General features: G+C 71.6%; 21 protein-coding genes. 8 read left to right on the plus strand and 13 right to left on the minus strand.

Translation table 11 applies throughout. The features are described from left to right. The first annotated feature begins 478 nt into the window (after nt 1-478). Complete coding sequence (locus tag LK06_RS27635) at nt 479-1,873, plus strand: MmgE/PrpD family protein (RefSeq protein ID WP_052319011.1); 1,395 nt, start codon at nt 479-481, stop codon at nt 1,871-1,873. A gap of 303 nt (nt 1,874-2,176) precedes the next feature. On the opposite strand, the gene LK06_RS27640 is transcribed toward LK06_RS27635, so the two are convergent. Further along, on the minus strand, nt 2,177-3,703 hold the full coding sequence (locus tag LK06_RS27640) for a GMC family oxidoreductase (protein WP_039648268.1): 1,527 nt from the start codon (nt 3,701-3,703) through the stop codon (nt 2,177-2,179). A gap of 310 nt (nt 3,704-4,013) precedes the next feature. Beyond that, a complete protein-coding gene (locus LK06_RS27645) occupies nt 4,014-5,273 on the minus strand; it encodes an MFS transporter (protein ID WP_234367523.1) in 1,260 nt (419 codons plus the stop codon). 126 nt (nt 5,274-5,399) lie between these two features. Here LK06_RS27645 and LK06_RS27650 point away from each other — a divergent pair, with 126 nt between their 5' ends. Continuing rightward, on the plus strand, nt 5,400-6,005 hold the full coding sequence (locus LK06_RS27650) for a CGNR zinc finger domain-containing protein (RefSeq protein WP_234367524.1): 606 nt from the start codon (nt 5,400-5,402) through the stop codon (nt 6,003-6,005). 141 nt (nt 6,006-6,146) lie between these two features. On the opposite strand, the gene LK06_RS27655 is transcribed toward LK06_RS27650, so the two are convergent. From LK06_RS27655 to LK06_RS27685, 7 genes are all read right to left on the minus strand, one after another. Next, nucleotides 6,147-7,124: a Gfo/Idh/MocA family protein gene (locus tag LK06_RS27655; RefSeq protein ID WP_052269679.1), complete on the minus strand. Its 978-nt coding sequence runs from the start codon at nt 7,122-7,124 to the stop codon at nt 6,147-6,149. Beyond that, on the minus strand, nt 7,114-7,725 hold the full coding sequence (locus tag LK06_RS27660) for a flavin reductase family protein (protein WP_234367525.1): 612 nt from the start codon (nt 7,723-7,725) through the stop codon (nt 7,114-7,116). Before LK06_RS27660 ends, LK06_RS27655 begins: the two co-directional genes overlap by 11 nt. Before the next feature lie 65 nt (nt 7,726-7,790). Continuing rightward, the gene (locus tag LK06_RS27665) at nt 7,791-8,762 is read right to left on the minus strand and encodes a UTP--glucose-1-phosphate uridylyltransferase (RefSeq protein WP_078859010.1); all 972 of its coding nucleotides are present in this window, start codon (nt 8,760-8,762) and stop codon (nt 7,791-7,793) included. Nucleotides 8,763-8,807: 45 nt separating this feature from the next. Continuing rightward, nucleotides 8,808-10,304: an alpha,alpha-trehalose-phosphate synthase (UDP-forming) gene (locus tag LK06_RS27670; RefSeq protein WP_052319012.1), complete on the minus strand. Its 1,497-nt coding sequence runs from the start codon at nt 10,302-10,304 to the stop codon at nt 8,808-8,810. A gap of 92 nt (nt 10,305-10,396) precedes the next feature. After that, nucleotides 10,397-11,455 (minus strand): zinc-dependent alcohol dehydrogenase, encoded by a 1,059-nt coding sequence (locus tag LK06_RS27675; protein ID WP_234367526.1) that lies wholly within the window; start codon nt 11,453-11,455, stop codon nt 10,397-10,399. A 70-nt stretch (nt 11,456-11,525) separates the two neighbouring features. After that, nucleotides 11,526-12,737, minus strand: coding sequence for an acyl-CoA dehydrogenase family protein (locus LK06_RS27680; RefSeq protein ID WP_078859011.1), 1,212 nt, complete (start codon nt 12,735-12,737; stop codon nt 11,526-11,528). 136 nt (nt 12,738-12,873) lie between these two features. Beyond that, entirely contained in the window at nt 12,874-13,848 is a 975-nt protein-coding gene (locus LK06_RS27685; protein WP_052269677.1) for a ParB/RepB/Spo0J family partition protein, read from the minus strand. A gap of 1,111 nt (nt 13,849-14,959) precedes the next feature. On the opposite strand from LK06_RS27685, the gene LK06_RS27690 reads away from it, so the two are divergent. Next, entirely contained in the window at nt 14,960-16,042 is a 1,083-nt protein-coding gene (locus tag LK06_RS27690; RefSeq protein WP_159025055.1) for a helix-turn-helix transcriptional regulator, read from the plus strand. Between the two features lie 16 nt (nt 16,043-16,058). Here the strand turns inward: LK06_RS27690 and LK06_RS27695 are convergent, their stop codons facing one another. Continuing rightward, nucleotides 16,059-16,928 (minus strand): helix-turn-helix transcriptional regulator, encoded by an 870-nt coding sequence (locus LK06_RS27695; protein WP_039648261.1) that lies wholly within the window; start codon nt 16,926-16,928, stop codon nt 16,059-16,061. Nucleotides 16,929-17,120: 192 nt separating this feature from the next. On the opposite strand from LK06_RS27695, the gene LK06_RS27700 reads away from it, so the two are divergent. The 3 genes from LK06_RS27700 to LK06_RS27710 are packed head-to-tail and all read left to right on the plus strand — an operon-like array spanning nt 17,121 to nt 19,102. After that, on the plus strand, nt 17,121-17,903 hold the full coding sequence (locus LK06_RS27700; protein WP_039648260.1) for an SDR family oxidoreductase: 783 nt from the start codon (nt 17,121-17,123) through the stop codon (nt 17,901-17,903). Between the two features lie 48 nt (nt 17,904-17,951). Further along, the gene (locus LK06_RS27705; protein WP_039648258.1) at nt 17,952-18,860 is read left to right on the plus strand and encodes an SDR family NAD(P)-dependent oxidoreductase; all 909 of its coding nucleotides are present in this window, start codon (nt 17,952-17,954) and stop codon (nt 18,858-18,860) included. A gap of 26 nt (nt 18,861-18,886) precedes the next feature. Next, on the plus strand, nt 18,887-19,102 hold the full coding sequence (locus LK06_RS27710) for a tautomerase family protein (protein WP_039648256.1): 216 nt from the start codon (nt 18,887-18,889) through the stop codon (nt 19,100-19,102). Nucleotides 19,103-19,326: 224 nt separating this feature from the next. Here LK06_RS27710 and LK06_RS27715 read toward each other — a convergent pair whose 3' ends face one another. The 3 genes from LK06_RS27715 to LK06_RS27725 are packed head-to-tail and all read right to left on the minus strand — an operon-like array spanning nt 19,327 to nt 23,925. Beyond that, the gene (locus LK06_RS27715) at nt 19,327-20,688 is read right to left on the minus strand and encodes a M16 family metallopeptidase (protein WP_043434793.1); all 1,362 of its coding nucleotides are present in this window, start codon (nt 20,686-20,688) and stop codon (nt 19,327-19,329) included. Between the two features lie 59 nt (nt 20,689-20,747). Further along, on the minus strand, nt 20,748-22,112 hold the full coding sequence (locus LK06_RS27720; protein WP_052269675.1) for a M16 family metallopeptidase: 1,365 nt from the start codon (nt 22,110-22,112) through the stop codon (nt 20,748-20,750). Further along, nucleotides 22,105-23,925 (minus strand): ABC transporter ATP-binding protein, encoded by a 1,821-nt coding sequence (locus LK06_RS27725; RefSeq protein WP_039648252.1) that lies wholly within the window; start codon nt 23,923-23,925, stop codon nt 22,105-22,107. The genes LK06_RS27720 and LK06_RS27725 overlap by 8 nt, the downstream gene beginning before the upstream one ends. A gap of 153 nt (nt 23,926-24,078) precedes the next feature. On the opposite strand from LK06_RS27725, the gene lxmK reads away from it, so the two are divergent. Further along, nucleotides 24,079-25,221, plus strand: a complete 1,143-nt coding sequence (lxmK, locus tag LK06_RS27730) for a class V lanthionine synthetase subunit LxmK (protein ID WP_159025054.1) — start codon at nt 24,079-24,081, stop codon at nt 25,219-25,221. Continuing rightward, nucleotides 25,218-26,336: a T3SS effector HopA1 family protein gene (locus LK06_RS27735; RefSeq protein ID WP_052269673.1), complete on the plus strand. Its 1,119-nt coding sequence runs from the start codon at nt 25,218-25,220 to the stop codon at nt 26,334-26,336. Before lxmK ends, LK06_RS27735 begins: the two co-directional genes overlap by 4 nt. Nucleotides 26,337-26,350: the final 14 nt, after the last annotated feature.

Below are 26,350 nucleotides of genomic sequence, written 5' to 3' on the forward strand. Positions count from 1 at the left end.
GGGCACGGTCGCCGGGCCCGCTCCGGAAAAACGTAGAGCATGCGACGGGGAGTGCCGTGCAGGCGCTGCCGAGACGAATCAAGAACGCTGAATTCAGCAACTGGGCGACCCGCGGACGCCCGCGGGGAAAACGGTGCAGAAAATGGCTCCTGTAGGGGGCCGGGTTCGCAACCGGGTTTCTTTCCTCACCGGTGTGACTGTCCGACCGGGGCATCAGCCCGCTTTCTTCCTTCAGTAGATGACCCGGCCGTCGTACCGCCCGGTACATGGCCCTTTCAGAGCGGCTGCCCGCCGGTACCAGCGGGGGAACAGCCACCGCGCCCGGCCCCGGTTTCCGGATGCCGCTGACACGGAGAGGATTCTGGCTTGCGCGCCTGGTGACACCAGGCGCGCACACCCGATCCGGTGCGGAACAGATTCCGGCAACGCCGTTCGGTGGCCAGGTGCGGTGCCCTCGACCGGTCACTAAAATTGCGTCATGGCGGACTTGGAGACGAGGCTGGCACGGCACACGCGGCAACTCGCCGACAGATGTCTCGGTGAAGAGGAACTCCACACGATCAAGCGCAGCGTCATCGACTCGTATGCGGGAATCTGCGCCTCGTTCTCCGACCGGGAACTGCTGGGTGAGTTCCGTCGCGTGGCAGGGGGACCGGGGGCGGGATCGGGCAGCCCCGTCTGGGGTGTCGGACAGGAGTCGGACATCGTGGACGCGGTCTTCCTCAACACGATCCTGGCACGCCGCAGCGACCTGCTGAACACATACGTCTCGCCACACAGTCAGGCCGGGGTCCACCCGTCCGACAACGTGGCCCTGGCCCTGGTCCTGGCTGACTGGCTGAACTGGACCGGCGGCCAATTCCTGAAGGCGGTGAACATCTGCTTCCACCTGTCCGCGACGTTCACCGACCGCTACGACCCCGAGTCGACCGGCTTCGACCACGACGCCGCTGCCGTCTTCTGGACCGCGCTGTCGGCCGGACAGGCGCTCGGCCTTTCCGAGGATCAACTGGTCGAAGCCCAGCGAATCGCCGGTGGTTTCGGATTCAGCAGCAACCAGGCCGCGGTAGGAGATGTGACCGACTGGAAACACTGCACCTATGCGTCCGGCGCCATGCGTGGCCTGCAGGCTGCCCGGCTGGCCGGAGCGGGATTCACCGGACCGCGCGCCATCTACGAGGGGGAGTTCGGAGCCGACCGCTTCTTCGCGCACGGTGAGATGTCGATCGGCTCCGAACCCGATCTCACGCAGATCATCTTCAAGCGGTGGCCGGCACTGTTCTTCTGCCAGACTCCGATCGACGTCGCCCAGGAATTGTTGCCCAAGATCGCCAGAGCCGACGACATCCGTACGGTGGAGGTGGAAACCTACGAACGGGCGGTACGCAACGGCCTCACGGAATCGGCCTTCCAGCCGAGCAGTCGCGCGGGCCGCACCCATTCGCTCCCCTATTCCGTGGCGACGGCACTGCTCAAACCCCTCGAATACAGCGACTTCGACGAAGAGCGTGCGGGTGACCCGCAGCTCCGGCAATTGCTGGGAAAGATCAAGGTGACCGAGGATCCGGCCATGACGCGGAGATATCCTCCGGCGACGCCATGCCGTATCTCCGTGACCCTCCGCAACGGGGACGTCGTGCGTCACGAGCGCGCATTCTCACGAGGCGATCCGCACGACCCGCTGTCCGACGAGGACATCTCCCAGAAACTGCGCCGGAATCTCGGCCACCTGGTGCCCGTGGCGGAGCGCAGCGGGATCCTCACCAGTCTGTGGAACCTTGAGCGACTCGATGACCTCGGGGACCTGTTGACACCGCTGCAGCACGATCTGACAGCGGCGGAGACGGCAGACACGGGTGCCGCCCCACCGTGACGGCCCGGCCTCCGCGGCTCCCCCGGTCCGGAGTACGGCGCGGCCGGCCACTGCCCCACCGTGCTGAGCAGCACGAGGAGCGCAACGCGATGCACGCCACCCTTGCATCAACGAGCTCCGCTCCTGGCGGAACCCGGCCAGGCAAGGGGACGAGACGCCCGGGACCGTGCCGCTCTCCGCGGACCGGCCCCGGGCGTCAGCGGCCCGCGAAGGCCAAGTGCCCCGACCGGCTGGGGAAACGCTGGCCGGGGCGGACCGAGGGTGCACACCGTGGGTGGACGGAGCGCGGACGGAGAGGCCTGGTCAGTGCTGGAGGAGCACGTCCGCGGCGCGTTCGGCGAGCATCGTCACAGGGGCGTGGGTATGCGCTCGCACGAGGCTCGGCATCGCGGAAGCGTCCACCACACGCAGACCCGTCAGGCCCCGTACCCTGAACTCGGGGTCGACCACCGAGTGCTCATCCGTGCCCATCCGGCAGGTGCTCACCAAGTGGTGGATGCTGCCGCCCGTGGCCCGGACATAGGCGGCGATGTCATCGACGTCCTCGGACAGCGCCCCGTCCGTGAGCGGTTTGCCCAGCCACTGTGCGAAGTCCGGCTGCCGGAGGATGCGTTGCGCGGCGCGGATGCCTGCCACCAGGGTCGCCAGGTCGTCGCCCGCCTCGTCGGACAGGTAGTGAGGATCGATCAGTGGGGCATCGTGTGGATCGGCGCTGCGCAGGGTGATCGTGCCTCGGCTGCGCGGTCGCAGCAGGATGACGCCCAGGGCCAGTCCGTGCGCGGCCGGCCGCTCGTGTTCGCCCAGGGGCACCACCAGGTGGACCACCTCGATGTCCGGAGCCTCGATCTCCTCACGGGTGCGCAGGAAGAGCAGCGCCTCGGAGATGATCGAGTCCAGGGTGCCACTCCGGTCCCGCAGGTACTGGCTGACCTGTTCGGGTGAGGCCACCGCACCGGGCGACTGGAAGCCCATGGCCTCGAAGGCGAGGGGCACCAACAGATGGTCCGTCAGGTCCCGGCCCACCGAAGGTAGGTCACGCACCACCGGGACTCCGTGCCGGGACAGCTCCCCCGCGGGGCCCACGCCTGACAGCAGCAACAGGTGCGGGCTGCCCACGGACCCGGCCGAAAGAACGACCTCGCGCTCCGCGCGGAGAACCTCGACTCCGGACTCCCCTTCGACCTCGACCCCCGTGGCGCGCGTTCCCTCGAACAACACACGGCGCACCAGCGTGTCGGCCAGCACGGTGAGGTTCGGTCGCTCCCGGGCCGGCCCCAGGTAGGCGTCCGCCGAACTGTGCCGCAGGCCGTCACGGTGGGTCGCGCGGGCCAGGGCGTAGCCCTCCTGGACCTCGGCCGCCGGTGCGTAACCCAGGCGCGCGCAGGCGTTGACGAACGCCGGGGTGACCGGGAGCGGATAACGCAGGCCGGTCAGGCTGATCCGCTGCTCGGCGCGATCGAAGTAGGGCTGCAGGTCGTCGTGGCTCCAGCCGGTCAGGCCCGACGCGGCCCAGCCGTCGTAGTCCGCCCGGTGCCCGCGGGTCCACAGCTGGGCGTTGATCACCGAGGAACCGCCGACCGCCTTGCCCCGGGGAATCGGTATCGAGCGGTCGGCCAGTCCCGGCTGCGGGGTGGTGGAGAAATTCCAGTCCAGGTCGCCACCGAACAGCCGTGGGAACAGGATCGGCACCTGCACCTCGGGGCGGGTCTCCGGGTTCCCGGTGCCGGCCTCGATCAGGAGTACCTCCGCCGCACCGTCGGCGCTGAGGCGGTCGGCGAGGACGCATCCGGCCGAGCCTGCCCCGACGATGACATAGTCCCACCGGCTCACTTGGCGACCGCCTCTCGGGCCAGGAGGGTGGCACCCGGGGGAGTGCTCACACCCCAGGTGGTGCTCTTCCGGCAGAGTCTTTCGGCCATGACAGCTCCTTGCTGTGCGTGATCGTATGCGGTGATCTGAATGCAGTGGACTGTGCGCGGTGATCTGTATGCAGTGGTGGTCTGTATGCAGTGGTGGTCTGTATGCGGTGATCTGTGTTCGGTGATCCGTGTTCGGTGATCCGTGTGCGGTGGACAGGACGCGCTGGCGTTTCGGGGCGCGCACGTGCGGTGCCGCCGGCCCGAGTGGTCCCCTGCGCGCCTCAGCGTCCGGCGGGCACGCCGTCCGCCCCTGCAGGAGCCGCAACCGGTGCTTCAGCAGCCGTGACCAGTCGACCCCGTAGGACGTGTCGGAGCAGGGCGAGGCCGGCCAGGAGGGCGACCAGGCCACACACACCGTTCCAGCCGAAGACGGAGTAGGCGTGCACGCCCAGCCAGGAGCCGGCGCTGCCGCCGAGGAACGCGCACGTCATGTAGGCCGTGTTCAGGCGCGCGCGGGCCTCCGGACGGAGGGCGAAGATGCGGGCCTGATTGGCGACCTGGCCCGACTGCATGGCCACGTCGAGCAGCAACATCCCGGCGCCGAGGCCGATCAGTCCGGCGGCACCGCCCAGGCGACCGGTGAGCAGGACGGCCGCGGCGGCGATCGCGCCGAGCAAGCAGACCAGGTTCACGGTGTCGGGGCCACGCCGGTCTGAACGGCGGCCGGCGATCGGGGTGGCGAACATGCTTCCCGCACCCACCAGGGCGAGTACGCCCACGGTCGGAGTGCCCAGGTTGTATGCGGGTCCGGTGATGAACAGGGCCAGTGCGGTCCAGGCGGCGCTGAACGCGGCGAACACCAGGATCTGGTACTGGCAGGAACGCCGCAGCAGCGGTTCGGAACGCAGGAGGTGCAGTGTGGCTCCCAGCAGCGCCGGGTAGCGCTGGCCGGTGCTGGGCTTCGTGTGCGGGAGCGCGGCGGCCATGGCAAGGGTCAGGACGAGTGCCAGGCCCGCCGCCACGAGATAGGGGGCACGCCAGCTCAACCACTGGCCCAGGGTGCCGGAGAAGGTTCGGGCCAGGAGGATGCCGCCGATCAGGCCCGAGAGGAGCGTGCCGGTGACCGCGCCGCGGCGCTCCGGTTCGGTCAGTCCCGCCGCCATGGGGATGAGGATCTGGGGTACCACCGTGGTCAACCCGACCAGGGAACTCGCGACGGCGAGGACGGGCAGGGACGAGGCAGTGCCCGCCAGCACGAGGCCGGCGCAGGTGATCAGCAACAGGGTGGTGATCAGCCCTCGGTGCCGCAGTCGGTCACCGAGGGGCACCAGCAGAAAGATGCCGGCGGCGTAACCGAGTTGGGCGCAGGTGACCACGACGGCTGCGGAAGCCGCCGACACGTGCAGGTCCTTGGCGATCAGCGGGCTGATCGCCTGGGGGAAGTAGATGTTGGCCACTGCGACGCCGCAGGCGATGGAAAGCAGCAAGACCAGGCGCCGGCTCAGTGCCGGCGTGGCGGGGGAAGGAGGGCCAGCGTGCACGACACACACCTCGTCAGGGAAAGAGGGGGCGGGAATCAGGAAGGGTGGCGACAGAAGGTCGCGGAACCGGTTTAACCGGTTCTTTGACGGTACCAGTAAAACCGGTTCCGAAGTAGGGTGGTTTTCATGGCTCTCTCCCCTGCGCCCATGGCGCCCCGCTTCCGCAGCGGTGCCGGGCGGCTCTGCCTCGACTTCATGCGCACCCTCCGGTTGCGCGGCATGGAAGGCGCCACTGAGGAACTTCCGACTCCGGAGGCGCTGGCCGCCTGGGTCGCCCAACTGGGCCCGTATCCCGCCGGCGTCGCCGTTCCGGTCCCGACACAGGATGTGTTGCGCCAGGCTCGACAGCTAAGGGAAGCGGTGTACGCACTGCTGGTGGCGGCCCGCGGCGACAGCGGGCCCGGCGGGTGTCCACCGGGCGATCGAGCCTTGCTGAACCAGGCCGCCGCAGTGGCACCCCCGGTGCCGGTGCTCGACGAAGGGGGCTTGGTGACGTACACCGCCGCGGATCCGGTGCGCGCGGTCCTCTCCGACGTCGCCCGCGACGCACTCGACCTGGTGACGTCCGCCATGCTGGCTCGGGTACGCGCCTGTGCCGGACCGCGCTGCGCGGCCTGGTTCCTCGACACCTCCCGTCCGGGCAACCGACGTTGGTGCTCCATGGACACGTGCGGCAACCAGTCGAAGAAGAGCACCTGGCGGACCAAGCACGGTTCCCCGGATGTGAATTGACGGCACGTCATCATCCTTGGGGGCGTCTTGGAGGGGGCGTCTGCCGGGGACACCGCTCCACAGTTGCTCTGACACCGCATCATCTGGCCTCAGCGGTTGGCCGGCGACACGCCTTCACTGGCTGGCCTGCCTGACGGTAGGTCACGCGGCGGCTTCGCCGACGGCCTCCAGAACGCGTGCGCACGCTACGGCGTCGTGCAGGCCCGCGAGCTCTCCGGGGTTCGACAGGAAGGCCGTCGTCGCATCACCGGCCGCAGGCGGTCGATGCGACTCCGCGAAGCTTCCCTTGGCCGTGGTCAGCACCAGATGACCGCCGTTGACGTGCAGCGTCCCCCGCGTCCCTTCGAGGACCAGGCGTATTCCTCCGGGGCACGACGTCCATCCCGTGTGCAGGGTCGCCGGGACCGGACCCCACTCCAGCAGGGCCGTGCCGCCGGCATCTCCCGCGCCACCCGCCGGAAGGGGGGACAGGACACCGGCGCGCACCCGGATCGGTGTATCGGGCCTGAGCCAACGCAGCAGGTCCACGAGATGCACGCCGAGATCGGCGAAGGCGCCCCGACCGCCCCAGGACGGACTGAGCATCCAGGCCGCCGTGGTACCGGTGAAGTACCGCTCCAGGAGTCCGGGATGGGTGAACCGTGCATCGCACGCGATGAGCCGGCCGAGCCGGCCGTCGGTCAGGAGACGCCGGGCCCTGCGCAGGACGGGTGCGTGACGCAGGAACATCGCCATCGCCGCCGGGATCCCGGCAGCTGTGAGCCGGCCGGCCAGCTCCTCCGCCTCGGCGGCGTCGGCGGCGAGGGGTTTCTCCATGAGGACCGGTAGGCCGGCCTGCGCCACGACCGCACCCAGTTCGGAATGTTCGGCGGTCGTGGAGCAGATCAAGGCCAGGTCCGCGTGGACGAGAGCGCTCGCGGCGTCGGTCACCACGGGCACCCCGCGCAGCCGGGTGTGGTCCAGGGAAGCACTGGCCGGATAGCGTCCCTGGTACACCGCGCACACCTCCGCGCGTCCGGCCAGTGCGCGGAGATGGTTGCCGAGATGGGGATGCGCCGTACCCAGGATCGCGGCCCTCGGCCGGCGCGGGCCCTCGCTCGGAGTGCGGTCAACGGACACGGGTGGCTTCCGGGACCGCGGTGCGGGCGAAGCCCCGGTCGACATACACCAGCGCTTCCCGATCCGTGCAAGTGATGCAGTCCAGGACCCGGCCGATCAACATGCTGTGGTCGCCTCCGTCCGCCACTTCGTGCATGCGGCACACGAGCCGGACCGCGGCCTCCGGGATGCCCGGCAGTCCGCGCTCCAGGGGGAGGGTGTCTCCCGCGGCGAACCGGTCGACACCGGAGGTCGCGAAGCGCCGGGCGATGTCTGACTGGTCGTGGGCCAAGACGTTGACCATGAAGTGGTCGGCGACGGTGAAGGCGGCGTGCGTACTGGCCTTCTTGCCCAGACTGACCGTCACCAGGGGTGGGGCCAGCGAGAGGGAGACGAAGGAACTCGCGGTGAATCCCCAGCGGCGACCGCTTTCGTCGACCGTGGTGGCGACCACCACGGGGCCGGGCACCCGGGCCATGGCGCGAGTGAAGTCGACCTCTTCGAAGCCGATCCTCTTGCTGCCGGTGTCTTCCGCGTCAGTGTCTTCCACGCTGACGCCTTCCGTGTCGAGGTGGTGCGCGCCGATGTTCTCGGTGCTGCTTTCTTCGGTGTCGACGGACATGGATGCGACGCCTCCTCGGGCGTGATCGAGTGGGGGAAGAAGGACGAGCGCGGTCACCGCTAGGGTCAGGCGGCGATCTCCCGCGCGGTGAACGCGCGCAGCCAGCTACGGAACTCTGGGCCGAGGTCCTCGCGTTCGCAGGCGAGCCGGACGGTGGCACGCAAGTACTCGCCGCGGTCACCGGTGTCATACCGGTGACCGGTGAAGACCACCGCGTGGACCGGGCCGGCAATCCCGGGATCGCGTGCCAGGGTGCGCAGGGCGTCGGTGAGCTGGATCTCGCCCCCGCGCCCGGGGGGTGTCGTGGCCAGCACCTCGAAGACGCCCGGGTCGAGGACGTAGCGGCCGATGACACCGAGGGTGCTGGGTGCCCGGCCCGCCTCCGGCTTCTCGACCAGGTCAGTCACCCGTACGACACCGTCCCGGTCACAGGGCCCGGTCGCGGCGCAGCCGTAGCGGTGGATGTCCCCCGAGCCGACGTCCATCAGTGCGATCACGCTGCCGCCCAGTTCCTCCCGCAGACCGGTCATGCGCGTCAGGAGGGGGTCCGCCGGGTCGATCAGATCGTCGCCGAGGAGCACGGCGAAGGGCTCGTCGCCGACGTGCGGTGCGGCGCACAGCACGGCGTGGCCCAGGCCCATGGGATCGCCCTGGCGCACGTAGTGGACGGTGGCGAGGTCGGTCGCGGCGCGCACCAGGTCGAGCCGTGCCGTGTCACCCTTGCCGCTGAGGACCGCCTCCAGTTCGGTGTTGCGGTCGAAGTGGTCCTCCAGGGCGCGCTTGCCCCGGCCGGTGACCATGAGGACATCGTTCAGGCCAGTGGCGACGGCCTCTTCGACCACGTACTGGATGGCGGGCTTGTCGACGATGGGCAGCATCTCCTTCGGGGTCGCCTTGGTCGCGGGCAGGAAGCGCGTGCCCAGTCCGGCGGCCGGTATGACGGCCTTGCGGACGCGCGGCGGCGGTGCAGGTGTGGCGGGCGTCGAGGAGATGGACGGAGTGGAGGGGAGGGAGTGCGTTGAGGGCGTGGAGGGCATCGGGGTCTCCGCATCCTTGTGGTGGTGTGCCGGAAGCAGCAGGTGTCACGCGACGTCCGCGGTCTGCGGCGTGGCGCCGGGGCCCGAGGGCACCGAGCCGCTACCGCCGTGCAGTACCGCGAGGAAGGAGTGGGCCCAGTGGTGGACGTCCCGTTCGCGGACGTGGTGACGCAGGTCCCGCATACGGCGGCGCCCCTCCGTCTCGTCCTGGCCCAAGGCGGCGGCCATGACGTCCTGGAACTCCACGGGATGATGCGGGTTGACCAGTAGGGCTCGGGTGAGTTCCTGCGCGGCACCCGCGAACTCGCTGAGCACCAGTGAGCCGCCCAGGTCGGGGCGGGCGGCGACGAACTCCTTCGCGACCAGGTTCATTCCATCGCGCAGCGGCGTCACCAGCATGACGTCGGCGGCGCCGTAGAGGGCGGCGAGTTCGCTGCGGTCCACCGTGGTGTGGAGATAGTGCACCGGTACCTGGCCGACCTGCCCGAACGCCCCGTTGATCTGCCCGACCCGGGCCTCGATACGGGCGCGCTGGCGCCGGTAGTGGCCGATCCGCTCCCGGCTCGGAGTGGCGATCTGCACCAGGACGGTGTCCTGCGCGGTGGCACGGCCGGCGGCGAGGAGCCCCTCGAAGGCACGCAGCCGCTGGTCGATGCCCTTGGTGTAGTCGAGTCGGTCGACGCCCAGCATGATCCTGCGGCGCTCGCCGAGTTGTCGGCGGATCTGCCGCGTCCGTTCCCGTACGGGCTCGCTGCGGGCCAGATCCTCCAGCCCCGCTGCGTCGACCGAGATCGGGAAGGCGCCCACGCGGACCTCCCGGTCCCGCAAGAGCACCCGGCCCAGCACGGATGCATGCGGGGCACGGCTCACGTCCTCCCCCCTGCGCAGCCGGCGCACCAGTTGCAGGAAGTTCTCGGCGCCGCCGGGCAACTGGAAGCCGATCAGGTCCGCGCCGAGCAGACCGTCCACGATCTGGCTGCGCCAGGGGAGCTGCAGGAAGAGCTCCGGTGGAGGGAACGGGATGTGCAGGAAGAAGCCGATGCGCACGTCGGGCCGCAGGGCCCGCAACATCGCCGGGACCAGCATCAGTTGGTAGTCCTGGACCCAGACGGTGGCCCCGGGACCGGCCAGGGCGGCCGCGTGCTGTGCGAACCGCTGGTTGACCCCGAGGTAACTGTGCCACCACGACTGGTCGAAGTCGGGCGGCACCACCGCGTCATGGAACAGCGGCCACAGGGTGGCGTTGGAGAAGCCCTCGTAGTAGTCCCGGTACTCGTCCTCGGTGAGGGGCACCGGATGCATCCTGGTGTCCTGGTCCGGCAGGGCGGGGTGCGCGCCGCCGGTCACGGTTCCGGCCCACCCGGCCCAGGCGCCGCGCCGGGTGCGCAGGATCGGTTCCAGCGCGCTGACCAGTCCTCCCGGGCTGCGCCGCCAGCGTGGTGCGTCCAGGTCGGTGGTGTCCAGGTGCAGGGGGAGACGATTGGCTACGACGACGAAGTCCGCGTCGGACGCCGCGGTGCGTCCGGGCCTGGGGGTGTCCACGTCCTGTTTCCCTTCTCCGGTGGGCCGGACCCGGCGGACACGGCGGGGACAGGGGTGCCCGCCGGGCTCGGCAGCTTGTGCGGTGGGGTGTTCTAGGCGGCGCGGAAGTCGACGATCGTCTTGAGATCGGTGGTACTGCGGTAGTTCTTGAAGATCTCGACGAGGCCGTCGTAGTCGTCAAAGCTGTGCACGGTGGACAGCAAGCGCTTGCCGTCGACGATGCCCGACAGCAGCATCTGCATGGCGGCCTGGATCACGTTCGCGGAATGGTGCATCGGAAACGCCGTCACGTCGAAGGGAGAGGCGCTGACGTTGATGCCCTTGGCGAGCATCAGCCAGGTGTCGAACTTCTGCATCTCCTGGGAGGCCCCGTAGAGCACGTACCGGCCCTTCGGCTTCAGCCGGCGCATCGCCACGCGGCGGGGGTCCTTCTCCTCGTCGTCCACCTTGACGGTGGGCAGTGCGTCGAAGACGTAGTCGAAGGTGTTCTCCTCCACCTCGGCGATGAGTTCCTCGGGCAGGTAGGCGCGCTCGGAGAAGTGTTCCTCGGCGTGCTGGTTGCGCACCGGGTTGGCGTCGACGGACACCACCTGGTTCGGGGCGAGTAGACGCCTGATGACGCTGCCGGCGATGATGCCGATCGGACCGGTGCCCATGATGAGGACCTTGTCGCCGATCCTCGGCGGGTTGGCGAGGATGGAGCGCAGCGCGCCGGTGGTGGGTTCGATGAAGGAGGCCTGCAGGTCGTCGAGGGCGGCGGGCACCTTGACGGCGGCAGCCCGCAGGTCGTCGTTGAAGTTCCGGTCGGCCCAGAACACGTCTTCCCTGATCTCTCCGGAGAAGATCGGGCGCAGCGTGCGGTACTCGGCGAAGCCGTCGAAGTCGGTCTGCCCCCAATACACGATGCGATCGCCGATCTCGATGTCGGAACGCGTGAACTTCGGTCCCTTCTCGACGACTTCACCGAGGTACTCATGCCCGAGGACGATCGGGTACTCGGAGGGGAAGAGGTGCCCCTCGAAGAAGGAGACGTCGGTCGAGCAGATCGACACGCAGCGGGTACGCAGCAGGAGCCCGTCGGCGGGTGCGGCCGGACGCGGCACCTGAGCGAGGACGGTCTGGCGCGGGGCTACGAGCTGAAAGGCCTTCATGGTCGGCATGGTTGTCCTTCCGGGCGGATCGCGGTTTCGGGAAGAGCGGGGCCGGGGCGTGCGCCGGGGATCAGCGGCGCATGCTCAGGCCACCGCCGAGGAGGTACTGGCCTGCCATCTCGACATTGGTCGGCGACAGGGTGATGTGCTTCGCGGCCGAATGCGCGTCACGGAAGTAGCGTTCGAGCATGCTGCTCGAATAGAGCGACGAGGTGCCGGCCACGGTGAACAGGCTGGATATCGTCTCGCAGCACAGTTCAGCCACGGTCGCCGCGGTCAGCCGGACGGTGGCGCTCAGTGCGTCCCCGCCGACGTCGCCGAACCGTTCAGCGTGCCAAGCCGCGTCCGCCAGCAGCAGTCGTGCGGCCCGCACCCGCGCCTCGGCGCGAGCGAACCGCTCCTGTGCGGTGTGGCTGGCCGCCAGGGTGCTCGTTCCGGCCATCGGCTTCTTGGCGGCGGCGAGCATCTGGAACTCCCGCAGCGCTCCGCGGGCCGCGCCCAGGACGGTCGAAGAGGACCCGAACAAGCCGAAGTCGTAGTAGCTGATGCCGTAGCCACGGGACGGGCCTGCCGGCGGCGGGGCGAACATGTCCTGCTGGGCGACCGTGTACTGCTCGGCGACGAAGACGCCGTCGACCTCGTAGTCCTCGCTGCCCGTGCCGCGCAGGCCCAGGGTGTGCCAGTTGTCCAGCATCCGTACGGCGGACTTCGGGACGAACAGCATACGGATCTCGGAACCCTGCCCGGCGGTGCGCGGTGTGCCGCCGCCCGTGACCCGGGCCGCGCACACCAGCCAGGCGGCGTGTGCCGAACCGCTGGCGAAGCCCCAGCGCCCGGTGAGGCGGTAGCCGCCGGCGACCGCCTCGGCCGTCCCCGTGGGGTTGACCGATCCGACCACCAGCGCACCTTGGTCCAGGAACAGTTCACGTGCTTCCGCTCCGGGCAGGTAGTCCGAGAGCCGGCCGATGGCGGCCTGCACTCCCATTTGCCAGGCGACGGCGGGGTCGAGACGGGCGAGCGCCTGCAGTACCTGCGATCCGGTTTCCAGCGACACCTGTGCACCGCCGAAGTCGCGGGAGACCAACATGCGGTGGAACCCGGCTTCCTGGAGTGCCTCGAAGACCGGGACCGGCGAGAACCGCTGCCGTTCACCCTCCTCGCGCCACTTCTCGACGACGGGGGCGATCCCGTCGACACGGGAGAGCCAGTCCGTGGTCTCGGCCGACACGGGCCTTCTGTCGATCAGGGCGAGGGGCTGCTCGCCGTCGTGGTTGTGTGCCATGCCCACCTCCTCAGGTGGCTGGGAGCGTAGGCAGCACGAACGCCTGTTCAATACGGGAAACAACCAGGGGAAGCGCTCCCGCACCACAGGAGCGGCCGGCGTCAGGGACGCCGGCCGCTCCTGTGGAACTGCGGGTTCAGCTCACTTGGTCGAGGACGCTGACGAACGACAGCCATAGGTCGACGTGCTGGTGCACCGCCGCGATCAGCACAGCTCGGCTGTGCCGGGGTACGGCGGCCAGCAGCGTCTTCGGGTCGCCCCCCAGGAGAGCGCGGTTGTCGAGCAGGCGCAGCAGGCGCCTCCCGGGATCCGAGAACCGCAGCGAGGGATCGCGGGCGAGGGCGGCGAGCGGATCTGCGGCCGCGGTGCGGCGCCGGTCCGGCACGGGTGCGCTGTGCGCGTGGGCGACCGCGGCCAGCGGGACGGTTCTGGCCTGGCCGCGGGCGTCCTTCGGTGCGATGGGGTCCTCGCCCCGCTGCACCTTCGACCGGACGTCACGGGCGGTGCCCACGGAGACCTGTGCGGCGGAGGCGATCTGCCGCAGCGACGCGTCCGGGTGATCGCGCAGATAGGCTGCCGCACGCTGCCGTCCGGCGGACGGGTCCACCGGACGGGCCCGACCGTCCCGTCCCACCCGGGTGTTCAACTGCGGCCCGTCCCCAGATGAACTCTGCCGGATCGCGGCGACCGTCTTCGTGGAAAGCCCTGCGGCCTGGGCGATCGACCGGTTCGACCACTGCGGGTAGGCGGCCAGGATGCGGCGGGCCGCCGCGGTCCGCTCCTGTTGGTTCAACCGTCGTCCGTGGTGCAGATTGGCCTGGACGGCCCGGATGAACGCCTCCTCCGCGTCCCCGTCGAAGTAGCGGACGTCGATCTCGGCGCGACCGGCCAGCAGGGCCGCCGTGAGCCGGTGCATGCCGTCGATGACACGCATGGTGCGCCGGCAGACCAGGATCGGCGGCAGTTCCGGCAGTGCCATCAGTGACCTGGCGTAGGACAGGTCGACCTCCCCGGCCCGGGGGGAGTCGGCGGGCATCAGCGCCGAGACGGCTATCCGTTCCGTCCTGTCCTCCGCCAAACCGGTCCGCGTACGCGGCGTCGGCGCGGTCATCGCCGGTTTCCCAGGAGGGCGCTGTCGGCGTCGATGAGCGGCCCGGTCACCCCAGTGGGGCTGGTGGTCCCGGCAGGGACGGTTGCCCCAGTGGGGCTGGTGGCCCTGGTAGGCCGGGCTACCCCGGTCGGGTCGGTTGCCTCGGCAGGGTCGGGTGGCCCGGCGGGGTCGGACATCCGCACGCCACAGAGGTCTTCCAGGGGCGCGACGAGCCTGTCTGGGGACGTCGGCCGGCTGGAGACCACCAGAGTGGGATCCTTCTGTGCGCGGCGGTCCGTCGGCGGCGTGCCGTGGAATCCGGCGGCCACGAAGGCCCGTCCGGGCGGGCTCAGGAGGGCCTTCGGGTACTCCCCGCCCTCCGACGGGATCTTCCCCGTACCGGTCCGGGCCGAGCGCCGGAACCTGGCTCGGACCGGTCTGCGGGCAGAAGACGGAGATGGCGTACTGGTCATGGTCGGTGTCCCCCCTGGGTGTCCATGACGTGCGGGAACAGATACGTGTCAGCCGGGAGCGTCACTGATCCGCGACTGGGCTGTGCTCGGACCGGGCATCGGTCGGTGACGGGAAGCCGCTGGTCAGCGACTGAGGAATGCGGCAACCGCGGTTGGCTGCGGTGAAGTGCGGACCGGCCGGCAGTTCACAGCCGTGCAGCGGGCCCCCGCGTGACCGGACGCGTCACGGTTGCGCTACGCCGAGGGCACCGGGCGGCACAGCCGCCCGACCGGTACGTCATCGTTCCCGGCCCGCCTTCAGCCATGGTCATGCTGCCGTACATGCTCGGGCTTCCCCCCACCGGTCTCACCACACGTACCCCTGCGCACTGGCGAGTTCACAGGGTGTCCATTTCCCTGGCCAGGCGTAGTTGTGGCCGATTGGACACTAGTGGCCACCGGCCTGGCCGCCGTCATCCCTCCGGCGGCGGTCCCACGATCCGGCCTCCCGTGCACCTTCCTGAACGGGCAGTCCCGCAGCGCGCTCCGTGCAGCTTCCCTGACCTGCGCCGGAAGGACGGGGACCGGGCGGTCGGCGCCTGGTTCAAGCTGTTTCAAAGCAGCTGTAAAGATCCGTTGCGAGACTGCACCATGGGCACAACGGAAGAGGGGGGAAGATTGTGGACAGCAGGACGATGGGGGACGCACGGCTCATTGACAGGCCCATTGTTTTCGCCACCAAGGCCGCCGAGGTACTGGCCCGGACCGTGGACACACTGACGGTGCTGACGACCGCCGGCCTCGCCGGTAGCTATCGGGCGCTGGCCGAGGCGGACGGGCCCATACCGTTGGAGGGGGCCGATGCGCGCCTGGGCGGCGACGGGAGCAGCGCTCGTCTGCTGGCCATGGGGCTGGCGCACGTGCTGCCCCACGACCCGCCGGTCCTGGCGGCCGCGGCACCGGTTCCGGCTCTGGAAGCGGCGATGGCCCAGAAACAGCACGACCTCAACGCGCAGTACGACATCATCGCCCGCGCGCAACGGGAGGCCGTGCAGATCCGTCAGCTGGCCGACCGGCAGGCGCAGGAGGCCACCCGGCACCGCCTCGCGCGCGTGCTCACCGACTCCGACGACATCGCCGCACTGTCCAACACCATTGGAACCGCGGCCACCGAGGAGCATCTGACGCTGGAGACGTTCCGTTACGACCTTCCGCTGACGCGGAGTTCGGCGCAGCCCCCGACGGCCGCGTCGATCGCCCGCGGAGTGCGGCACCGGAGCATCTACGAGACCAAGTTCCTGAGCGATCCCGTGGGTGCTGCGATCCTCGAACGCTGCGCTGCCGCCGGCGAGGAGATACGCCTGCTGCCGCGTCTGACGGTGAAGATGAAGCTGACAGACGGCTTACAGGCTCTCATGGCGCTCACTCCGACCGGCTCCAGCGTGGCCCTTCACCTGACCTCGCCCGTTGTCGTGGACGCCTTGCGCCACTACTTCGAACTACTGTGGAGGGAAGCCCGGCCGCTGACAGCCCCGCCGCCCTCCAGCGGTGCGGTCGAAGAGCGGGAACGCCAGCGTCTGGGGATCGCGGCGCTGATGCGGCAGGGCCTGAAGGACGAAGCCATTGCCCGGCGACTGGGCCTGACCTCGCGCACCGTACGCCGGCGCATCAGTGAGATCATGGATGAACTCTCCGCCGAAACCCGTTTCGCCGCGGGCGCCGAGGCCCAGCGACGGGGATGGTTCGACGAGCCGGGCGAGTAGGTGAGGAAACGGCCGGTCAGGTCCGCGGCCAGCCGATTTCGTCCGCGCTGCGCATGTCTTGCGTGCCGATGACGGAGAGGAGCTCCAACTGGGCGGCGCCCTCGGTGCCGGGCGGGGCGGTGAACCACAGCAGGCGTTGGCAACCGTCCTCGCTGAACAGACTGTGGCAGTCGAGCTCGATGACGCCCAGGGCGGGGTGGACGATGCGTTTGTGGTCGCTCCTGCGCAGGGCGACATCGTGGGTGTCCCAGAGGGCGGCGAACTCTCCGCTGAGGCGCCTGAGTTCGGCCACCATCCGTTTCACCTCACCGTCGCGGCCGCGACGGGCGGTGACGGCCTGGAGGTCGGCGACGAAGACCCGGGAGTGGTGGGGGTGGTCCTCGGCCGGGTAGACGGCGCGGGCGTCCGGATCGGTGAACCAGCGGTAGACGAGGCTTGCCGAGGGACCGTGCACCGCCGGCGGCCGGCCGACGAGCGCGGCGGCCAGGGGGTTCTGGACAAGGGTCTCGTGCAGATCGGTGATGACCTGGGCGGGGGTGGTCGTGAGCCGGTCCAGCAGGCCGAGCAGGCCGGGCTGGACGTGTGCGGCCGGTCCGCGGGCCGTGGGCGGCACGGGGCGGTCGGCGAGGTGGAACAAGTGATCGCGGGCGTCACCGTCCAGTCGTAGGGCCCGGGCGAGGGCGGCCAGCACCTGGGCCGAGGGCTGGGCACCCCGTCCGCGTTCGAGCTCGGTGTAGTAGTCCGCGGAGAGGCCGGCCAACTGGGCGACCTCCTCGCGCCGCAGACCGGGGACCCGGCGCCGGGGCCCGGTGGGGAGTCCGACGTCGGACGGGCGGATCCGGTCGCGTCGGGACTTCAGGAATGCGGCGAGTTCGGCGTGGTCCACGCACTCATCGTCGCCCCTACCGGCGTGCTGAGCCAGGGGACGCCGGCCCCAGGGTGGGAACAGCCCTGGCTGGCGTGGGATCACCGGTTCAGGCTGGGAGCCGCAAGCCACGCGCCGCCGACGGCAGCGCCGGTGTTTCTCACCCCGGTCCACCCGCCGTGGCACCCCGGTCCGGCCTTCCCAGGAGCCCCCATGCCATCCCAAGAAAACGACCAGCACCGCAGCACGTCCGAACACGGCACCGACCGGCACCGTGTCGCCGTCGTCACCGGCGGTTCGCGCGGCATCGGCCGGCAGACGGTGAGCAGGCTGGCGGCCGACGGATTCGCCGTCGTCGTCGGGTACGCGGGCAACCGTGATCCGGCCGAGGCCGCCGTTCAGCAGGTCACCGTCGCCGGTGGCCGCGCGGTCGCGGTACAGGCGGATGTCGCCGACGAGCGGCAGGCGGCCGCATTGTTCACCACCGCCGAGTCCGAGTTCGGCGGCGTTGACGTCGTCGTGCACGCAGCGGGGCGCATGCACCTGGCCTCCGTCGCCGACCTGGACCTGGCGGATCTGGACGCGGTCCACCGCACCAACATCCGCGGCACCTTCGTGATCGCCCAGCAGGCCGCCCGCAGGATCCGCGACGGCGGCGCCGTCGTCACCTTCTCCACGTCCGTGGTGGGCCTGGCCTTTCCCGGCTATGGCGCCTACAGCGCGAGCAAGGGCGCGGTTGAGGCCCTCACGTTGATCCTCGCCCGCGAGCTGCGCGGCCGGGACGTCACGGTCAACGCCGTGGCTCCCGGTCCCACCGCCACCGACCTGTTCCTGGAGGGCAAGGACGAGGAGACCATCGCCCGCCTGGCCGCACAGCCCCCGCTGGAACGCCTCGGTACCCCGGCAGACATCGCCGAGGTGGTGGCCTTCCTGGCCTCCCGGGCCGGCCACTGGGTCAACGGCCAGGTCATCCGTGCCAACGGCGGCATCGTCTGACGGAGCTGGCCCCCGCCACGCTTTCTCCCACTCCTCGTGAGGAATCCCATGCCCGCTCACACCCCCAGAACCATCTTGTTGACCGGGGCCTCCAGCGGCTTCGGCGCACTGACCGTCCGCGCTCTCGCCGGCGCCGGCCACACCGTCTACGCCGGCATTCGGCACACGGCCACCCGCAACGCGCCGGCGGTGGCCGAGCTGAGGCGCTACGCCACCGACCACGACATCGACCTGCACGCGGTGGAACTCGATGTCGCATCCCAGGAATCCGTCGACGCTGCCGTCGCCCGCGTCCTGGCCGCCCACGGCCGGCTGGATGTGCTCGTCCACAATGCCGGCCACATGGCCACCGGTCCGGCCGAGGCCTTCACCCCCGACGAACTGGCGCGGCTGTACGACGTCAACGTGCTGGGTGCCCAGCGGGTCAACCGCGCCGCGCTGCCCCACCTGCGAGACCGGGGAGAGGGGCTGCTCGTGTGGGTCGCAAGCTCCAGCACCCGCGGCGGCTGCCCGCCGTTCGCCGGCCCCTACTTCGCCGCGAAGGCCGCCCTGGACGCCCTGGCCGTCAGCTACGCCGCCGAGATACTACGGTTCGGCATCGACACTGCCATCGTCGTGCCCGGCGCCTTCACCTCGGGCACCAACCACTTCACCCACGCGGGCGCCCCCGCCGACACCGCCCGGGCCGCCGCCTACGACGAGCACTACGGCGCCCTGTTGACCGGCCTCGACCAGCGGCTGGCCGCGCTCGCTCCGCCGGACGCGGACGCCACGCAGGTCGCCGACGCCGTCGTACGCCTGGTGGCCATGCCCGCCGGCACCCGGCCACTGCGCACCCACATAGACCCCAGCCGCGACGGCAGCGAAGTCGTCTCCGCGGTCGCCGACCGCATCCGTGCCGACTTCTTCCGCCGCGCCGGACTGGAGGACCTGCTCACCGCAGGCAGTTCCCTGTAAGCCCACTTCCGGAAAAGAGAACCACCATGCCGTTCGCGAACTTCAAGGTCCCGGCCGGAACCCTCGACGAGAAGCAGAAGGAGGAGATCGTCACCCGCGCCACCGACCTGTACGTCGAGATCTACGGCGAACGGGCCCGAGCCAACACCATGGTTCTGGTCGAGGAGGTCACCGACGGCGGCTGGGGCATCGGCGGGAACGTCCTGACCCTTGCTGTGCTCCAGGAGACGCCCGAGGGCTGACGTCCGGCGCGGCCAGCTCACGGTCCCGGTGGGGAGGGGTGACGTACGCGTGCGCCTCTCCCCACCCCGAGCGGCCGGACCCTCTCCCTCCCCGTGCTCCGGGACGCTTCCCTGTTGCTGCAGCCCGCCTTCACCGACACAGCGGGTGTCTCAGCCGAGGCACGGCGCGCGTAGTACGCGCTCTCGTGTTCCCAGCGCTCGTGGTAAGGAACGGGGCCGGTGCGTCACACCGGGGCCACCGGAGGGGCCACGACCGACCAGTGGGCCGGGCGCAGGCCGTCGCACGCGCCGACCACCACCCCGGTGAACCGGTCGGGGGAGCAGATGGCGCGCGCTGCCTCGGCGACGGCCTCGACGGACGTACGGCGCAGGGCGTCCACGGGCTCACGCAGGTCGGCGGGCCCGGCCGGTGCCCCCAGCGCGGGGTCGGCCAGCGCGTCCGCGAGGCCGGCCTGGGTCGACCAGGCGATCAGCAAGGACCCGGAGAAGTGCGCGCGGGCGGCTGCCACTTCGCCGGCCGACGGCGGCTGAACCACCATGCGCGCCAGCTCATCGCCCAGTGCGTCCAGCAGGGCGGCGGCCTTCTGCGGGGCCGTGTCCACCTCCACGAGCAGCTGATGCCCCTCCGCCCGCCGGCCGGTGCCGTACGGCTGCCGCCATGGCCGTTCCTCCACCCAGGCCCGTACGGCGTAGGTGTACCCGTGCCGCTCCCGCAGCCGCGTGACGAGCCGCGACCCGGGGTGCCCGCCGAGCACCCCAGCGGCCAGCCGCACGGCGGGCCCGAGTGGTTCGCCGTCCCGTACGGAACAGAGCCGGATCTGCGCGGTGCGGGGCTGGACCGCGGGATGGAGGGCGAGGACGCCCGGAGCGAAGGTGCGGGTGTCCGCCGGGGCCGGCGGGGCGGTGTCCGGTTCCGGCCGGCGCGCCCCGCGAGCCGTCCATTCGGCGAATGCCTCGCGCGCCGCCTCCGTCGCCGCCTCGGGGTCCAGGTCGCCCACCAGGACGAGTCGCGCACGGGTCGGCACGAGCGTGCGAGTGTGCAGGGCGCGCACCTGCTCGGGCGTGACCTTCGCGATGTCGTCGGGTGTCGGCGGCTCCTGGGGACGACCGGCCGTCCAGCCCGGGGCGTGTCGCGCCAGCAGGGCGCGTGCGGCCACGCCCGGGGTCATCCGGGCCACCGCCGTCTGCCCGCCGAGCACGGTGCGCGCCGCCGCCACCTCGTCGTCGGTGTACGCCGCCGAGGACAGCGCCCCGGCGAGGATCCGCAGCAGCGTGTCCAGGCCGTCGGTGAGCACACCGCCGCGCAGCGCCAGGTGCCCGGCACCGGCGAGCGGCACGACGTTCCCGCCGGCCATGCCCAGGGCGTGGTCGACCGATGTGCCGTCTGCGCCGGTGGTGCCGCGCAGCACACAGGCCGCGAGCACGGCCGCCCGCGCGGTCGGCTCCGGGCCGTCGTCGGCGCTGCCGAGCGGCACGCTGAGCCGTACCTCCACCCGCCCCACGGTCGCCAACCGCACGGCGGTGACCCGCAGCCCAGTGGTCAACCGGATGTCGGTGCACGGCGGGAGAGCGTCAACGGACGACATGGGCGGGCCTCCGGGGAGGTGAGGTGAGGGCGGTGTCGGGGCGGGCGGGCCGGACGGCGTCACGCCGCCCGGCCCGCCCGCTGGGGCCGGGGTGCCCGGCCCGGCGTCAGGGTGAGCACGGCGCGAGGAGCGGCACGCAGCCGTCGGGCCGCCTCGGCGGTCTGCGCGACTGACGTGGCGGCCAGCAGCCCGGGGACCCGGTGGTGCAGGGACGCATCGCCGTAAAGGAGTTCGAACGCGCCCAGGGACCGGACGCGGACGTGCGGCGCATCGTGCTGCCGCAGCAGGTCGCTGACCCACCGGCGGGCCGCCAGACGGAGTTCCCCGGGAGCGGGGCCGTCGGAGGCCAGCGTGTGCAGTTCGTCGTCCAGGGCGTGCACGACGGCCTCGGTGCCGGTCGTCTCCGGGTGGGTGACGGTGCACGCGAAGGTCACCGGGTGGCGTGCGGCGAACGGGCCGCCGACCAGCCCGCAGTCGGCGGTCACGGCCACCGCGGTCCGTTCTCGGGTCACCAGCCGTGCGCGCAGCCGGGATTCCAGCAGCGCGGCGAGCAGCACGTGCGCGAGATGGCCGGGCAGGTCGGCGGCGGGGTCGGGCAGCTGGTAGCCGACGCTGACGGCAGGCAGCGGGGCGAGCGGGTCCGTGTGCCGGCCGTACCGGTCGACGTGCCGGCCGTTCCCGGCGCCGTCCTGTTCGGGTTCGTCCCGGGCCGGGTCGTTGGCGGCCGGTGCGGGCGGAGTGAAGGGGCGGGGCGGCAGGTCGGCGAACCGCCGCTCCACCGCGTGCCGGGCGGCCTCGGGGGACACGTCGCCGACCACGGTCAGCACGGCGTTGCTGGGCGTGTGGTGCCGGTCGAAGAAGGCACGGCACTCCGCGGGGGTGAGGCGGCGCAGTACGGCCGTATCGCCGTACCCGTCATGGGCGTTGGCGTGGTCGCCGTAGAGCAGTGGGGGCAGCCGGGACTTGGGGAAGCCGCCGTAGGGGCGGCCGGTGACGTTGCGCCGGATCTCCTCGGCAATCACGTCCAGCTCCGCCGCGAGGTCGGCGGGGGCCGGCACCGGGCCGGCCATCCGGTCGTGTTCGGCGGCGAGTGCGTCCGGCAGCAGGGCGGCCGGGACGACCTGGTGGAAGTCGGTGGAGTCCGGCCTGGTCGCCGCGTTGGCGTAGCCCCCGGCGGGCGCACCGGCCGCGCCGGCGCCGCCGGGACCGGTACGACGCCGGAACATCAGGTGCTCCAGCAGGTGCGCGAGGCCCGCCCGGCCGGGCGGATCCGACCGGAATCCCACGCCGTAGTGCACCCCGACCGCGCAGACCCCAGTGCCGGGCTCGGGGGCGAGGACGACGCGGAGTCCGTTGTCCAGCGTGAACCGGGTGAGATGGGCGGGGGCGGGGGAGCCCTGGGGCGGTGCCGTGCTCTCAGACACCCGCCGTCACCCGCAGGCCCAGGCGCTGGCCGCGCACCAGTTCGGCGTACGTGCCGCAGCGGTCGAGGAGTTCGTCGTGCGTGCCGGTGTCCAGGCAGCGGCCCTCGTCCAGGACGACGATGTGGTGGGCCTGGCGCACGGTCGAGATGCGGTGGGCCACGACCACCACCGCACGGTCCCGGGACAGCCGCTCGATCACGTCGCGCAGCCGGTTCTCGTTGATGCTGTCGAGTTGGGAGGTCGGCTCGTCCAGGAGGACCACGGAGGCGTCGGTCAGCAGCACGCGGGCCAGCGCCAGCCGCTGCCGCTGGCCGCCTGAGAGGTCGTCGGCGCGTCCGACGGTGCTGCCCAGGCCCTGCGGCAGCCGGATGATGGCGTCGTCGAGTCCTACCGCGGTCAGCGCTGCCCACAGCGCGTCGTCGGCGACGGGTGTGGCCCGCCCGAGCAGCAGGTTCTCCCGTACGGTGCCTTCGAGGAGGGTGAACGCCTGGTCCAGGTAGGCCACCTGGGCGCGCAGGTCGTGCAGCGGCCAGCGGCGGGTGTCGCGGCCGAGGACCCGTACGGCGCCGCCGCCCGGGACGAGGAACCGCTCGATCAGGTCTAGCGCCGTGGTCTTCCCCGCGCCGGACGGGCCGACCAGGGCGGTGACTCCGTGCCGGGGCACGGCGAAGGACAGCGCGTCGGCGGCCCTTCGCTCGCCGTCGTGGCTGAAGACGACCTGTTCGAACTCGACGGCGGCGCCCCCGGCCTCCGCATTCCCCTCAGGTGCCGACCCCGCGGCCCTCGCCTCCCCCTCCGTCTTCCCGTCGCCCTGCCCCTGCGGCGAGGACACCGCATCCTCCGTCTCCTCCGCCAGCACGTCCTCGATGCGTGACTGGGCGGCGAATCCGAGCTGGAGGCGGGAGACGCCGTTGGCGACCAGGGTGAGCGGGGCGATGAGTTGGAGGAGGTAGAGCAGGAACGCGGCGAACCCGGCGACGCTGAGCGCGCCCGAGGCCAGCCGGGCGCCGCTGCCCAGGACCACGCCGATGAGGGCCAGTTGCTGGCCGAGTCCCATGATCGGTGTGACGAACGCCTGCCGTCGGGCGGCACTGACCGCCGAGCCGGCGGCGCTCGTGGCGTCGTCGCCGATGGCGTCGGTGACCTGGGCCTCCGCCCGGCACGCCTTCACCGTGGCGAGGGCGCCGAGTGCAGAGGTGAAGCGCTGGGCGAGTTCGCCGATGGCCTCCTGCTGGGCCGCGGTGCTGTGCCGGATGCCCTTGACGAACACCGCGATCGCCAGCCCGGCGACCGAGAAGGTGCCCAGCACGATGAGCAGCAGCACCCAGTCGAGCAGGCCCATGATGACGAGCGTCGCGGTGACCGTGAGCGTGGCCATCGGCAGTTGCGTGACTCCGATGTCGACCACCGACCGCAGCTGCGCGGAGTCCGAGGTGACCCGGGCGACCAGCTCGCCGGCGCCGAGGCGGCGGGCGCCGGGCAGCGGCAGCCGCAGCGCGTGGGCCACCACGCGCTGCCGGACGGTCAGCACCATGCTCTCGCCGGCCCGGGCGAGCAGGAACGAGGACAGCGCCGCGGCCACCGCACCGAACAGCGCCAGGGTCGTCATCAGCATGACAGACCCGGTCACGGACCGGTGCTCGGTGAACCCATTCACGACGCGCCGCACGACAAGCGGCACGGTGAGCGTCGCGGCGGTGGCGGCCAGTGCGAGCAGCACGGCCGGGACGGTGTTCCGGCCGTCTCGTACCACTTGGCGGAGCACGCGCAGACGGGGGCGCGGGGGTTTCGGGCGCGTCTGGTCGGCAGGCATGGCTGCTCCTCGGGGTCGGCTGCGGCCACGGCGAGCGCGTGGCGAAGGACTGGAACCGAGGTAACCCATCCCACCCACGGGATGTCAAGTCTCATGTCAGCGATGTCACGTCTCTTGACAATTCCGTCCGGGGTGGCGCTACGGTACTGTGTCATGACGGTTGACACTATGGCGCCGCCGGACGAGCGCACCCGCCGCCGGCTCGCCCCAGCGGATCTCTCCGACTTCCCCGCCATACCGGCGCTGCTGCACCGGCTGGATCTGGGGGACTTCACCGAGGAGGCGCTCCATGCCTTCCCCGGCCGCAACGACAACTGGGCGGGCACCACCACCCGGGGCCGGGCGGTCTTCGTCAAGCACATCGGCGGGCAGGACGAGGAGTCCCTACGCCGGTTCCGCCGGGTGCTGGCCTTCGAACGGGCCGCGTCCGCCTGCGACGGCGAGCCGATCCCGCGCCCACGGCTCATCGGCTCCGACGAGGCGGCCCGCCTCTTCGCCTTCGAGCTGGTCGCCGACTCCGCCTCCGGCAGCGACCTGGCGAGCCGCGACGAGTTCGACGCAGCCCTCGCCCACGAGGCCGGCCGGATCGTCGGAGCCCTGCACGCGCTGCGCCCCGACGACGGCACGCCCATCGAGAACGCGCCCGCGCCGCTGCCGCCTCTCGGCCACCTGTGCGCCCTGCCGTGGGCGGCGTACACCCGGGCCACCGCCGGGGCGCTGGAGGCGTGGCGGCTGCTGCAGGGCGATCGCGTGCTGCACCAGGCGCTGCACGACCTGCGCGCTGCGGAGTCCCGCGCCCTGCGCACCCCCGTCCACGGCGACCTGCGCTTGGACCAGTTCCTCACCGCCCCGGGCAGCCCGATGCTACTGACCGACTGGGAGGAGTTCCGCCACGCCGACCCGGCCCGCGACCTGGGCGCGTTCGCCGGCGACTGGCTCTACCGCGCCGTGCTGAAGGTGCCCGCGGGCCTCTCCCAGGTGCCCGGCGTCCCCGTCTCCCACGAGGAGGTCATCGCCACCGGCACCGCCGAACTGGCCCGTGTCACCCCGCTGATCGGCGCCTTCCACCGCGGCTACGGCCGGCTGCGTCCCGACGCCGTCGCGCAGGACCCGGGGCTCCTCGCCCGCGCCACCGCGTTCGCCGGCTGGCACCTGCTCGACCGGCTCCTTGCCTCCGCCGAGCACAGCGCACGCCTCTCCGCCGCCGAACGCGCCGCCGCCGGCATCGGCCGCACCGCACTGATCTCCCCGGACGCCTTCGTGCCCGTACTCGGCTGGGAGGAACCCCAGGCATGAACACCACCACGACCGCACCCACCTCGGCGGTTACGGCCATGACCGTGCCCCCGCCCCCGCCCGGCCCCCTGGCACCCGGCATCCTGCGGATCCTCGTGAACACGACCGTCGCCGCCGGTGCGACGGCCGCCACGGCCGGCGGACGGAACGTGACCGCCGACGATCCGCGCGCTTTGCGAGCCGCGCTCGCGGAGGAGCTGTACCGCCGCCACCACATGGGCCGCACCGACGAGGAAACACCGGCCCCCCGCGTGCTGCGCGACACCGCCCTTGAGGCGCGGCTGCTCGACGCCATGCCACATCGCCACCTCACCCGGATCGTGGAGCCGGCCGGCGAGGGCGACGACCGCCACGTCCCCGTCCTGCTCGACGGCGTCCGGGTGACGATGGCCCGCGAGCGCGTCGACCCCACCCGCATCCGGGCCGACGGCCGGCTCAGCGTGCGCCTGGACGCCGCCCGCCCGGCGCTGTCCCCCGGCTTCTTCCTCTGCGAGGGAACCGTCCCCGCGCGGGCCCGCTCCACCGCCACGCTCCGCGTCTACCTGCACGTCACCGAACTGGAAGCGGCACCGGGCGTCTGGTCGGCCGTGCTGGGCCTGCTGGAGACCGAACGGCTGCCGTACCGGGCGAAGATCGCCTCGTCCCGGAACGGCTACCCCCGGCAGGACGCGTGCGTGGTCTACCTGGGCCCGGAGAGCTGGGGCGCCGCCGAACTCCTCGCGGACGCCGCCCGGGATCTGCCCGGACTCGGCGGCAATGTCTCGGACTTCGTGAGGCGACTCGCCCCCGGCGTCGGCGCCGCTTGGGAACCGGCCGACGACCGCCCCGGCATGCGGCGGGTCAGCTTCGGCGAGCACCGGGCCGCCGCGGTGGCCTCCGGCCTCGTCTCCCACGCCGAGGACCCCGCCGGCCGCTCCCTGCACGAGGCCGTGCGCGACAGCCTGGTCGAGGCCGGCATCGACCCCGCTGACCCGGCCCACAACGCCGCCTCACCCCGCACCGTCCTGCCGTCGCCGGCGGCGACCGCCGCGACGCCGTCCACCCCGTCGTACGACGGCCCCCCGCCGCCCCTGCTCGCTGGCCTGCCCCGGCCGTTCGCCGCCATCGGGCGCTGACCCACGATTGGACC

The sequence above is a fragment of the Streptomyces pluripotens genome (assembly GCF_000802245.2).
Classification (GTDB): domain Bacteria; phylum Actinomycetota; class Actinomycetes; order Streptomycetales; family Streptomycetaceae; genus Streptomyces; species Streptomyces pluripotens.